This window comes from Thiomicrorhabdus sp. ZW0627, assembly GCF_029767005.1.
In the GTDB taxonomy this organism is placed as follows: Bacteria; Pseudomonadota; Gammaproteobacteria; order Thiomicrospirales; family Thiomicrospiraceae; genus Thiomicrorhabdus.
In genome coordinates this window covers 142,292-155,678 of sequence record NZ_JARUQR010000005.1, presented here as the reverse complement: position 1 = coordinate 155,678, position 13,387 = coordinate 142,292, and the positions used below count along the sequence as shown (strand labels likewise).

General features: G+C 46.4%; 10 protein-coding genes. All 10 read left to right on the top strand.

Features of this window, described 5'->3' with window-relative positions:
* A partial coding sequence (locus QCB45_RS10355; RefSeq protein ID WP_279420911.1) for a hypothetical protein occupies positions 1 to 495 on the top strand: 495 nt, incomplete at its 5' end.
* Between the two features lie 816 nt (positions 496 to 1,311).
* Positions 1,312 to 1,863: a flavodoxin family protein gene (locus QCB45_RS10350; RefSeq protein WP_279420910.1), complete on the top strand. Its 552-nt coding sequence runs from the start codon at positions 1,312 to 1,314 to the stop codon at positions 1,861 to 1,863.
* A gap of 528 nt (positions 1,864 to 2,391) precedes the next feature.
* Positions 2,392 to 3,651 (top strand): hypothetical protein, encoded by a 1,260-nt coding sequence (locus tag QCB45_RS10345; RefSeq protein ID WP_279420909.1) that lies wholly within the window; start codon positions 2,392 to 2,394, stop codon positions 3,649 to 3,651.
* 267 nt (positions 3,652 to 3,918) lie between these two features.
* Positions 3,919 to 4,518, top strand: coding sequence for an ANTAR domain-containing protein (locus tag QCB45_RS10340; protein WP_279420908.1), 600 nt, complete (start codon positions 3,919 to 3,921; stop codon positions 4,516 to 4,518).
* Positions 4,519 to 4,688: 170 nt separating this feature from the next.
* The gene (locus tag QCB45_RS10335) at positions 4,689 to 5,936 is read left to right on the top strand and encodes an EAL domain-containing protein (RefSeq protein WP_279420907.1); all 1,248 of its coding nucleotides are present in this window, start codon (positions 4,689 to 4,691) and stop codon (positions 5,934 to 5,936) included.
* Positions 5,937 to 5,953: 17 nt separating this feature from the next.
* The gene (locus QCB45_RS10330) at positions 5,954 to 8,545 is read left to right on the top strand and encodes a methyl-accepting chemotaxis protein (RefSeq protein WP_279420905.1); all 2,592 of its coding nucleotides are present in this window, start codon (positions 5,954 to 5,956) and stop codon (positions 8,543 to 8,545) included.
* Between the two features lie 69 nt (positions 8,546 to 8,614).
* Positions 8,615 to 9,481, top strand: coding sequence for a hypothetical protein (locus QCB45_RS10325; protein ID WP_279420904.1), 867 nt, complete (start codon positions 8,615 to 8,617; stop codon positions 9,479 to 9,481).
* Positions 9,482 to 9,512: 31 nt separating this feature from the next.
* Positions 9,513 to 10,289, top strand: a complete 777-nt coding sequence (locus QCB45_RS10320; protein ID WP_279420903.1) for an HAD-IIB family hydrolase — start codon at positions 9,513 to 9,515, stop codon at positions 10,287 to 10,289.
* Positions 10,290 to 10,325: 36 nt separating this feature from the next.
* Positions 10,326 to 11,537, top strand: a complete 1,212-nt coding sequence (locus QCB45_RS10315) for a glycosyl transferase (RefSeq protein ID WP_279420902.1) — start codon at positions 10,326 to 10,328, stop codon at positions 11,535 to 11,537.
* Between the two features lie 65 nt (positions 11,538 to 11,602).
* A complete protein-coding gene (locus QCB45_RS10310; protein ID WP_279420901.1) occupies positions 11,603 to 13,375 on the top strand; it encodes a sugar phosphorylase in 1,773 nt (590 codons plus the stop codon).
* Positions 13,376 to 13,387: the final 12 nt, after the last annotated feature.

Genomic DNA, 13,387 nt, shown 5'->3' with positions numbered 1-13,387 from the left:
ATGGAATCGATATGGTCGATTCCGTTTTTGGATTGGGTTGGCGTAATGGCCTTAAGTATGGCGGTCGTTTCGACGTTTGCTATTGTATGGTCGAGTTTTGCTTTGAGTGCCAAATGGTTGAGAATGCCGGTGAAGGACTATTTCCAGTCAGTAGGGCAGTTTATGGCGCCTCTGATGTTGATTGGTGCCTTGAGCCATGTAGGGAGTTTCTTCTTCTTGCATTATGCTTCTGATCTTATGAACGCTTGGTATTGGTTGATCGGCTCCGCGGCCTCCGCCAAACCGCTGGCTTCTTTCCGTGACGCTTGGGTGCACCTGTTCGGGCTGTTCAATTACGTGGCGGTGATCTGGGCGTTGTTTATTCTTCATAAACGCCTTGCTGTCCTGTCTTTAAGTGGAATCCAACGTGTTGGTATCTGGTTCTTGAGCGGATCGATCGTTTGGTTCTATTTGTACCTTGTTGTATTGAGAGCCTTGATTCCGCACGGTCATTAAATCAATTTGAACTCCGTTACAAACCCTTCTGGATTCTCCAAAAGGGTTTGTCTTTTTATTTTCCTATCTATTTCAAATGCTTTCGGCATTTACCGAACACTTTTTATCCAAAATGGTGTTTTTCGATCTAAAACAGTGCACATATAACAGTTTTTATGCCTGGTTTATCAAAGATAAATCCCTTATTTTGTTTTTAATATGTTGATATTTAAGTAAATGTTGTTTTTTGGAGAGTTAGTTGTTAAGAGGATTTAGCTTAGTGACAAAGTGTTTGACGAAGCTGTCAATTTTAATGGTGCGTATCAAATAATCTTAATATGAAAAGACTTAAAAAAGTCAGTGATACGCGGATCAATCAAATTGACAGGAAGTTAAACGGTTTCTAAGAATCATACGCGAACGGCTTTTGATGCACTCCGCATCTTTTCTTTGTCGAGGCCGTTCCGATCCGTTGAAAATTCAGTCTTGGCTGGATTTGCATGATAGTCCTATCTTTTGATTGTTTCCTATCGTTTTTCGGTATCCAGTGATTTTCAGTTGAGCGGTATCAAGACCTTAGTCGATATTGTTCTGAATGAAGGTATCCAAAACAAGATTAGGGGAGGAAATGATTTTGAAGTGGTTGTTTCAATTGGTTTCATGGAAAAGTTCAGAATTAAAACTCGAAAGACGCGGTTTGAATAAGCGGATTTTTTCTTCGAGTCGTAGATTTAAGTAATCCTTTTTGTTTGTAGTTTCATGCTCAATCCCTGTTTTAAATGAAACAGGATTGCGGTAGGGATGCTTGTCCTTAAAGGTTTCTGTTGTTGAGGTCGTATGAAAAACTTTAAGACAACGCCGTCCGCGTATATCGTCTATGCGAGTGACGGGGGAAAGACCAAAGCGTTGGCTGAAGATTTTACGAGGCACTGTCGTGCCTTGTCGTTGAATGTCAGATTGCTCTCGTTAAACGATTTGTCTGAAGCGAATTTTGCAAAATCCTGTGTGATATTTTTTATTGGTTCGAGAGGAAACGGCGAGTTTCCTTCGAATGGCGAAGCATTTCTGGATAGTGCGCAATTCGCTAAATCCGATCTCTCCAGTATGCGTTATGCGCTTTTTGCTCTGGGGAGTCGTTTTTATGGCAAGCGTACTTGGGCTGGCAGGAAACTGTATTTAGCTTTCAAATCCGAGCAGGCCTGTTCCATTATGCCTCCGGTATTTGCTGAGGATGAGGTACAGGAATCCTATCGCCGATGGGCTAGTCGACTTTTATCGGAATTGTCCGGTTCGCCTGTTCCGGATCTGGTTTCGGAATTTGCTTTCATGTCCTCGCAGGGAATGGATCGTCGGATGGCTGAGACCGACTTTATGAAAGGAGTAGGGTGAAGCGTTTTTGATTGGCGCTTTTGGTTTTGTCGTTTTCCAGTCTTTTTTCTGCTTTGTTTTCAAGGTGTTTGTTTCTTAAATAGGCTTAATTGTAGTCAAATGTAGACAAATGTACGCCTATGTAGTCTTTTGTAAAGAAAGTGTCATATATTCCCTTTGTATGCCGCTCTTGTCTGTCTAAAATCTTATCTATCTATATGTTTTTTTTATATTTATTCATTAATGGCACTTCTGGCGCTATGGAATCATTAGTTTTAGTGAGGTCTTGCTGTCGATTCGGCTGTTCCTGCTAAAAAACGGTTTTGTTTGATTTCTATGGAGTCAATACGATTCCTATCAGGTTTTGACATGAGGTTGAAACATCTGCCGATGATGTCATCGGCAGCAGGCAAAGTGGTCTGATTGGTCTTTATTTATCTGCTGTTATTTCACGCTTTTCTGTGTTTTGACGGTTGTGTCATTTATATGTTTTCCCTTTAAAAGGTGTCTTGTCAGAACGCCGGATGATGAAAGGGATTTAAGGAGTACATGATGGGCGAATCTTTGTCTTGTTCGGATAAAAAAGCGACTGTATTGTCGGGATTTAAGTTAAACCAGATTTCTAAAGGGATTAAGCAGGCTGTGCTTGCCTCATCTTTGGGTGTGGCTGTTGTTGCTCAGCCTGCCGTTGCAGCTGATACATTTACAGAAGCGTTGGTTGGCGGTAAAGCGTCGATCGACTTGAACGTTCGTTATGAAGCCGTTGATCAGAAGGGTGTGGAAGACGCATCTGCGTTAACGGAAAGAACGCGAGTCGGTTACAAAACAGGCAAATTCAACGGATTTGATGCATTTGTAGAAATGTCTGGAACCGAATCGATCGGTGAGCGTAACGATTACCACGTTCCTGCAGGTCCGGATGCAGACTCCAATGCAGTTGCCGTAATTGCAGACCCGGCAGTAACTCGTCTGAACCAGGCATGGATCGGTTATGGTGTTTCTGAAAGTAACTTTAAGCTAGGTAAGCAGCGCGTTACAGTTGATCCTCGTTTCTTGGGGAATGTGGGATGGCGTCAAACAGAGCAGGTTTTCACAGGTTTCAGAGCACAAGTAAACGAATTGTCGAAAGTGAAGTTGGACTATGCGTATTTGGTTGAAGCGGATAACTTGCTAGGTGTGAAGCAGCCAATGAAAACACATGCTGTGAAAGCGGATGTTAGTGCATTCCCTGCGCTTAAGATCAGCGGTTACGGCTATTTCATCGATATGGATAACAGTACGGCTGATAGCCAGACACTAGGTGTTCGTCTTGCCGGTGCTGCACCGATTTCCGAAGGGACCAAGTTGATCTATAAGGCGGACTTTGCTTCTCAAGACGACTACGCGGATGCGAATAATGTCGGTGGTGACTACCGTAACCTTGAGTTAGGTGTGAAGGTTTCCGGTGTGACTTTAGTGGCGGCACAAGAAGTGTTGGGTGGCGACGGCACCAAGTCTTTCCAAACTCCTTTGGCAACCAAGCATGCATATAACGGTTGGGCGGATAAGTTTTTGGCTACTCCGGCAAACGGTTTGGTTGATAACTCATTCAAAGTTGCGACTAAGATCGCTGGTAACAAATTGCTGGGTGTTTACCATGATTATTCTGCCGATAAAGGTGGCGCGCATTATGGTTCTGAAGTCAATGTTTTGCTTGCGAGAAAGTTTGGTAAGAACTATACAGCCGGTGTGAAATACGCTAATTACGATGCTGATAAGTATGCAACAGATACTTCCAAGTTGTGGGTTTGGGGTACGGTTAAATTTTAATCCGTTGTCCTAACGTTAAACTCTGAATGGCGCCTCCACATTGTTGGAGGCGCCTTTTTTTATATTTAGTTGTTGGCTGAGCCGCTTAAAGCTTCTTTCGAAAATGCACCTTATTGGTGCCCTTGTGTTCCGTTGTTTATTATAAATTGTAGTTAAGGTGGTGTTTTTTAACTTTTTTATAGTTAACTTGTTGAATTGTAAGGGTTAATGCTTGATGGTCTGACTGTTGTTATTATTAGGCTTGTGAGTTTCCAAGGAGGAATAAGAGTGCAGTCAGGTTTGAATGTATTACTAGTTTGCGACGATGCGGCGAATACCGTTGAATTAGAGTCTGGCTTAAAAGAGTCTGGTGTGGATCAGGTCAATACGATTTCAATTTCGGATAATGTTCTGAAAGTGGTCGGAGAGCTGGCCGTGGATCTAATTGTTCTGGATGTTGAAAAGCCTACATCTTCGTTATTTGAACAGTTTGCCGTTGTGTATGAGTACTGCCCTAAGCCGGTGGTGTGTTTCAGTTCCGAGCGAGATTCTAAAGTCATTGCCAAATCGGTCAAGGCGGGTGTGACGGCCTATATCGTTGACGGTAAGAGTCCGGAGCGAATTAAGCCTATTATTGAAGTTGCTATGGCACGTTTCAATGAGTGTCAAGCGGTCAAGAAAGAGTTGGCTCAAGTCAAACACAAGCTTTCGGAGAGAGCTGTCATTGAAAAAGCCAAGGGTCTTTTGATCGAGTATAAGAACATGTCGGAAGATCAGGCTTATCAAGCGATGCGTAAGATGGCTATGGATCAAGGTAAAAAGATCTCCGTTATTGCGCATGAAATTATCAGCGTTATTGCAGGCCTTTCAGAGCAGGAAAGTGCTTAGCACGGTCAAGTTTTATGTGTGTTAGGTGGTTGCCCGGCACAAACGATCTTGCAGAGATATCCGGCTTACGACCATTGCGTTTCTGAAGTGTTGCGTTGTCAGAATGAAGGCAGGGTAACGTGGAACATTAATTTTTAACGTGCACCTCATGGAGGTGCTTTTCAATTTATATGAATGCCCAAATTTTACAGCTAGTTAAAGAACGATCAGACATTACGCTATCGGAGGCCGTTACGGACAGTCATCTCTATTCGGTGTTTCAGCCTATCTACAGTTTTTCCAATCAAGCCTGTATCGGGGTGGAAGCGCTGGTAAGAGGCCGTACCAAAATATCAGGAAAAGCGTTATCGGCTTATGAATGTTTGCAAGCGCCAGATGGTGTTTCCAAGGCCGATTACGCCAGACTGATCAATCGTATGCACTTGATTAACTGGAAAGAAACCAAGCTGCCGGATAGCTGGCTTTTCTTGAATTTGGACTTTGAAAATGTGACCAGTCTCAACGAATTCTGTTTGGGCGACTTGCTCTCCGAACTTGAAATCAAAGGTCACGAGGTCGTGGTTGAGGTCGTTGAGAGCGAAATCAAGGATGAAGCACTGTTTGAACGATTGATTTATATTCTGCGTGAACTCGGTTGCTTGATAGCATTGGACGATTTCGGTGCCGGACACTCCAACATTGACCGTATCTGGAAGGCTCAGCCTGACATCGTGAAGTTGGACCGACAGGTTCTTCTGGAAGCGACGAAAAGCATGCGCAGCCAAAGCATTCTTAGAAACCTTACTCAACTGATCCAACAGGCTGGCAGCATCTCGTTGCTGGAAGGCATTGAAACGGAAAGTCAGGCGCTTCTTGCTATGGATGCCGGAGTGGATCTGGTTCAGGGCTACTATTTTGCACGGCCCGATGCCTATTTAAATACGGTGGAAAAAGGGCAAAGATGCATCCAGCAAACGACTGAAAGCTATCCCGCCTATGTGGCTGAAAAACAGTTCGTAAAACAAATTCAGAAAAAAGGTTATGAAACCTTATTTGAAAACTTTTCGCAGCTGGAAAGTTTGAATTGTCTCGAAGAAGAGATGAAGAAACTTTCCAGCCTCTCTTTTGTAAAACGTTTCTTTATTTTGGATGAATTCGGCTATCAGATTAGCGAAGAAGACGAAGCGGCGATTAAGGGCGCGATGGATATTCTCAAGAAAGGTAAGGGGTTGTGTTGGAAAAACCGACCTTACTTTACGACGGCGATGCAGAAGCACAATCAGGTTTGTGTGTCTGAGCCGTACCGGTCTTTAATCGATATGCAGCTTTGTTTGACCGTATCTAAGACCATTGAGTTTGATTCCGGACAGCGTTATGTCGCCTGTTTTGATGTGTTTTATCACGATAAGTCCATTGAAACAGTGCAGATTTCAGTTTAGGAGGAAGTTGGGTCGCTATGGAAAATACGGGTGTGGAAAAGGATGTCTCATCTCTAGGGACGATTGTTTCAAAAACAGATTTGAACGGTACGATCACCGAAGTGAATACCGCTTTTATCGAAGCCAGTGGATACAGTAGAAGCGAGTTGATCGGGCAGCCGCACAATATTCTTAGACATCCGGACGTTCCTAAAGAGGTTTTTAAGGATTTGTGGGCGACGATGAAATCCGGGAAACCCTGGGTTCAGATTGTTAAAAACCTCTGTAAGGATGGTAGTTATTATTGGGTAGAAGCCAATATGACCCCGATTCTGGAAGAGGGGAAAATAGTTGGCTTTATCTCGGTGCGTAGGCCGATTGATGATAAAACCAAGAAAAAGGCCGAACAGGCCTACCAGGAAATTCGACAAGGCCGCAAGCAGATCAAAAACGGTAACTTGGTTGGTCCTTTAGAGCGCTTCTGCACATTTCATGTTATTCACCCAATCAATTTGATGGTTGGGATGATTGCGATATTAGGAATTGGTGCCAGTCTGATTCAAGCCGGTGTCATCGATATACCGGTCGGTTGGGTCGCTGCGGTCAGCGTGGCTTTCTATCTGTATGCCTGGGCGGGACGGAAATACGCCTTCAAACGTTTAGGCCGGGCTAAGCAAACAATGGATATGATGCGCCAGGGGGACTTCTCCGGGCAGGTGGATTTCTTGGGGAATCACTCGTTAAGTAAACTGGTGGCTGCCGTTAAGATGATGCAGGTGCAATTGGGTGCCATGTATGACGACGCTTATGAGAAATTGAACCGTAGTACACGATTGAAGTCTGCACTAGACAGTGCGTCATCTCAGGTCATGATGGTCGATAATCGAGGCAGCATTCTTTATCTGAACGATGCGTTACAAGAGTTTTTTGATGCGCACGAAAGCAAATTGCAAAGTGTCTATCCTGAATTCAGGGTTGAACACTTGTTAGGCAGTCAATTGTGTACCGTTTTCTCGGACAAGGACAGCTTTACCGATTTATCCCGTTCTCAAGATCTGGAAGAGTGCTTTGCGGATTTCATTTTCGATATCAAAATTCGACCTGTTTATAACGATGAAGACATTCAGATAGGGACGGTGATCGAATGGCTGGATCTGACCCAGCAGAAGAGTGTCGAGCAGACCTTGCAAATGACGCTACAGATGGCCTCTTTAGGACATACCGATCTGCACCTGGATACTACGAACCTTAAGGGGTTCTTCCTGGATACTTCCAACAGTATCAACCAGTTGTTCGCTTCTCTTAATGAAATCATTGAAGACATGGTCTTTGTCATGAACAACTTGGCGACCGGTGACATTCGCGGACGTGTCGAAAAAGATCTTCAGGGGTCTCTGGCAGCGATGAAAGGGGCTACCAACGTTTCATTGAACAACCTGAGTTCGATCATCTGGTACATCAAGAAAGCATCGGATACCGTAGGCCAGGCCGCAACTGAATCGACCAAGGCCTCATTGGATCTGTCGTCCAGAACCCAGCAGGCAGCGGCGACATTGGAGCAGATAAACGCCACCATGCAAAGCGTCAATCAGCTGCAGATCGAGAACAGCAATGAATTGAGCGGCGTCAGCCACCTTACCGAACAGGCTGTCAGTGAGAATGACAAGGCGAAAGGCGCGCTGTTGTCGACCATCACGGCGATGGAAGATATTCAGGATACTTCCGACAAGATTTCCAATATCATCGGTTTGATTGACGGTATTGCATTCCAAACCAACTTACTGGCTTTGAACGCGGCAGTAGAAGCGGCTCGAGCCGGTGAGCACGGGCGTGGTTTTGCCGTTGTGGCTGGTGAAGTTCGCAGCTTGGCACAGAAATCCGCTGAAGCCGCTCAGGACATCAAAAAGCTGATCGATGAATCCAGTGTGAAGGTCAAGCAAGGGGTGGAAAAGGTTCAGGAAACCGAACATGCCTTTACCGTTGTGAACGAAGGTGTGACCCAAATCGGTCAATCCTTGTCCGAAGTGGTGCGTTCTATTACTGAGCAGCAGCAGAGTGTTGCTGAGGTTTCGCAGGCGATTCAGGCATTGGATGCAAATATCCAGAACAATGCCACACTGGTGGAAGAGACTTCCGCCGCGTCGGAATCCTTACAGCAACAGGCCGAGTTGTTGATGGTCGAAACCAATAAATTCCAGATCAATGAATCCTATACGGAGACCCTGATTCAAAAGACTCCGGACATTCACGGTGTACGTGTCGCCAATGTCCGTCAAGAGATGCGTATTTGGCTGACTAACGTTCAATCCTTCTTGAATGGCGTGAACGTTTCGATCGACATGGAAACAGCGAAGAATCCTGCAGCGAGTAGTGTTGGCACGGCATTGGCTAGTATTGTTTCTATCGAGCCATCTATTCAACAGATGTCTGAGTTTAAACAGGTTGAAGAATTGCATCAGCAACAGCACAAACTGATCGCGGATGTGATGCAACTCAGGGAAAAATCGTCGGATATGAATTTCGACGATATGAAGCTTCGGGATCGGATGATGGACGAGTTCGTCGATGTTTCGAATGCGCTCGATAAAGCGTTGGATGAGTTCAACGAGGCCTATTTCAGAACCCACTGACGGGGCCCGAATCGATTCGATAAGTTCGGGCAGGCCTCTTGATGACAGTAAAAGGAACTAAGAGAGTTTATGCAAGAATTTATCGATCTGTACAACCAATATCAATCGGATATAGAGAAGTTTCTGATTGAAACCTTGAGCAACAACGGGCAGTTGATCGGGACGGATATACCGGGGGTACAGAGAATGTTTCGGGTTTTACCAAGCCTGGAGCTGGTGTACATCACCGACGAGGACTTTGTTCAGACCGAACCGAATATCTACCGAAGCCGTACTGATAATTTTGCCAAAGGCAAAAATCGAAAGTACCTTGTTTCGAAACTTGAAGAGATCGAAAAAGGGGTTTCAATCTCACGTCCGTATTTGAGTTCAGCGACCGGAGAAGCGTGCGTTACCGCCATGCTTTTTGCCGAAGGTCATTACTTTTTCTTCGATTTCAATTTAACGACTCTTCTCAGCCGTTTTGGTCTGGTGGAGCGTCATCCTGTATTCAATGCGATTTCCAAAAGTTTTTATCTGGGAATCGGTATCTCTTTGATTTTCTTTTCCTTGATGTCGATCGGTTATGCGTTCTATGACTATTATTCGCAACTGGTCGACTTCTCTCAATACACACTGGAAAGCGTTTTCAAGCCGATTGTCGCCCTGACATTGGGATTAGCGATTTTCGACCTCGCCAAAACCCTTCTTGAACGTGAGGTGATCTATAAAGCCTATTCGGATAAGAAGGATGAGGCCAGGTTGCTGTCGAAATTCCTGACCGCAATCATCATCGCCTTATCTATCGAAGCATTGATGGTGGTGTTTAAGACGGCGTTGAATGACCCGTCTAAGATGCTTTACGCCTTGTATCTCATAATAGGCGTGGCACTGATCATTTTGTCTTTGGCGATATATAACAAACTTGTCATTAAAGACAACGGCGTGAAAAGTTAAGCTTGGGAAAGTGGTAAATGGAGGCTTTTTCATGCGCAAACTGATCATTTTTACAGACCTGGACGGCACCTTGCTGAACCATCATACCTATGAATATGAGGTGGTGAAGCCACTGATCGAACGTCTGAAGAGTGCCGGTATTCCAGTGGTTTTGAACTCCAGCAAAACATTGGCTGAATTGGAGACCTGGCAGCAGCGCTTAGGGTTGATGCCGCCGGTGATTGCCGAAAACGGTGGGGTCATCCTGCTGGATGACGGCAAACAAGGTAAAAAGCATCTGATCGGCATGCCGTATGAAGATATCCGCTCTTACATTAAGCACCTTCGCAAGGCGAATCAATGGAAATTCGAAGGGTTTGGCGACTGGACGGTCGCAGAGGTGATGAACAAAACAGGGCTGAAATCCGCCGACGCGGTAAAAGCCAAAGAACGCGAGGTGAGTGAACCGATCCTTTGGATGGACAGTGATGAAAATTTGGAAGCGTTCAAGGAGGGACTTGAAAAAGAAGGCCTGATCTTGAAAAGAGGAGGAAGGTTTCATCATGTCATGGCGGGTCATGATAAAGCGGATGCGATGCGCTATCTGACCAGTCATCCGCCGTTTGAATGTGAAACGAGTTGTAAAGTGATCGCATTGGGGGACGGCGAGAACGATCTGGATATGCTATGTCATGCAGACATCGCAGTGGTACTGCCTCCCGCGAAAGGGGAGGCATTGGATGTTGAGAATGCCATTTATGCCGAATCGGAGGCTCCGCTTGGCTGGGTCGAATCGATCGAGGACATTCTGCAACAGGAAGGGGTGTAAGAACCCCTGTCAATTTATCTATGAAAGGAGAATCCTATGAGTGATTTTTTCCAGAACGGGACGGTGACAACCTTCCACAATATTACTGACCGACCGGTTGAAGAGCTTGAAGCCGAGTTGGTCAGATTCAGTAAGCAGAAGCCTTTAGGTTTGATTCTGCCTTCCCTGTTCAGCGAGCTTGAAGGCCCGGCATTGGCGAATATCGTTGAAGAGTTAAAAAATGTTCCTTATCTGAGCCAGATTGTCATTGGTTTGGATCGTGCGGACGAAGAGCAGTTCGCTTTCGCCAAGGAGTATTTTTCAGGTCTTCCTCAGAATTTCAAAATTGTCTGGAATGACGGCCCGCGGATGCAGGCAATCACTGAAAAACTCAGAGAGAAGGATCTGGCGCCAAAAGAACGTGGCAAAGGGAGCAACGTCTGGAACTGTTACGGTTATGTGCTGGCTTCCCAGCAAGCGGATGTAGTGGCTCTGCATGATTGTGACGTATTGACCTACGACCGTGGCCTGCTGGCACGTCTGATCTATCCGGTCGCACATCCGACGTTCAATTTCGTGTTTTCGAAAGGGTATTACCCGCGATATGCGGACGGCAAACTGAACGGACGAGCTTCGCGCCTTCTGGTGACGCCGCTTTTGAGAGCATTGAAAGGTGTGGTTGGGCAGGACGATCTTCTGAGTTATCTGGACAGTTTCCGTTATCCGCTGGCCGGAGAGTTCGCCATGGACGTCCAATGCCTTAAAGAGATCCGTATTCCATCCGACTGGGGGCTTGAAGTCGGGGTCATGTCGGAGATTCTGAGCAACTATTCGAATCGCCGTGTCTGTCAGGTAGACATTGCGGATGTTTACGACCACAAACATCAGGATGTTTCTTTCGAGAACAAGCAGGCAGGCCTGTCGAGAATGAGTCAGGACATCGCTAAATCGCTATTCCGAAAGCTGGCGGTCAGAGGTCATGCTTTTTCTCACAGTACTTTGCGTACGATTCGCGCCATCTATTACCGTACGGCACTGGATCAGCTGGAATCCTACGCGTTTGATGCCGAGATGAATGGCCTGAGACTGGATCTGCATTCCGAAGAACAGGTGATTGAACTGTTTGCGGAAAACATCATGCAAGCCGGTAAAGACTTCATAGAGACGCCGGGCGAAGTGCCGTTCATGCCGAACTGGAACCGAGTGGTGAGTGCGTGTCCGACGATTCTGGAAGAGATCAAAATGGCGGTGGATCTGGACAACCAATAAGATCGCAAAACATGGACTAAAGGTAAAAGGGCGGTCTTATCGTTGGCTGCCTGTGGGGAAGGAAAATGCGAGAAAAAATTCTAAATACGATTCAGGAACGATTGAGTTTCATTTACGGCGAAACCGCTTCGGAAGAAGTCTTTGTAAAGCTGAAAAATCTTTTGGAAACTTATCCGGGCCGTTCTGCGGACGATACACCTCCGCGTTGGACTCAGGAAGACGTGGTGTTGATCACTTACGGCGATTCCGTGCTTCAAGACGGCGTTCCGCCACTTCAAACCTTGCAGACCTTTCTGAAAACTTACATCAAGAACGCCATCAACAACGTTCATATTCTGCCGTTTTTTCCTTACAGTTCGGACGACGGGTTTTCGGTGATCGACTATACCATGGTAAACCCGGATCTAGGAGAGTGGTCGCATATCGAGGAGCTGGAGAAAGAGTATGACCTGATGTTCGATCTGGTCATCAACCATATCTCGAGGGAGAGCCTTTGGTTCACCGACTATAAGGCCAACAACGCGCCTTTCAACGAATTCTTCATTGAAATGGAGGGGGATGAAGACGTCTCCCAGGTGACGCGTCCGCGTAACACGCCATTGCTGGTTCCAGCCTATACGCACCGCGGCCGGAAGATGGTCTGGGCAACCTTCAGTGCCGACCAGATCGATTTGAACTTCAAGAACCCGGAAGTGTTGTTGAAGATGGTTGAAGTCTTGCTGTTGTACCTTCAGAAGGGCGCGAAAATCATTCGTCTCGACGCAATCGCGTTCCTGTGGAAGGAGTTGGGCACCAACTGTATCCATTTGCCTCAGACGCATGAGGTGGTCAAGCTGTTGCGCGACATCATGACGTTTATTAAACCTCAGGCGATCCTGCTGACGGAAACCAACGTGCCGCATCTTGAAAACCTATCCTACTTCGGCGATCAAGACGAAGCTCACATGGTTTATCAGTTCGCATTGGCACCGCTGGTTCTGCACGCGCTGCATCGCGGTGATGGAAGCTATCTGACGGATTGGGCGATGGATCTCGCGCCGCCGCCGGAAGGCTGTACTTTCCTGAACTTTACCGCGTCGCACGACGGGATCGGGGTGCGTCCGATCGAGGGGATTCTGCCACAACGTGAAGTTGAGGATTTGATTACCAGTATGCATCGTCTTGGCGGGTTCCTGACCACCAAATCCAACCCGGACGGTTCGGAAAGTCCTTACGAAATCAATATCGCCTTGTTCAGTGCATTCCGTGAAACCTATCACTCCAACGGACCGGATCAGTGGCAGGTCGACCGCTTCATATGTTCGCAGAACATCATGATGACGTTGCAAGGGATTCCGGCATTTTATATCCACAGTTTGATCGCTACGCCGAGCGACCGTGATGGGGTTGAGAAAACCGGGCGTACCCGTTCGATCAACCGTCGCCGTTGGGATTATGAATATCTCAAGGCCTTGATCGAAAGTGGACGTACCTCCAATGCCGAAGTAATCAAACGTCTGACCAACATCCTGCAACGACGTAAACGCCATAAGGCATTCCATCCGGATACGCCTCAGAAAGTACTGGACTTGGGATCGGATTTTTTCGCCTTGTGGCGTGATTCCGAGGATTTGAGATTCCCGATGCTGGCTATTCATAACCTGACAAGCGATATCAAGATGGTGAACCTTGCCGAGATTGAAGGCATGGAACGGTTCTCCTACTGGACCAACTTGTTGGACAACAGTGGTGTGGCTGCGGCCGAAACCAATTACGTGCTGCAACCTTACCAGTCGGTCTGGTTGATGCCGGAAACTGTCGACGACGTATCGGCATTGTGGGCTCCGTTTACGGATTAACAATCGGCTAAA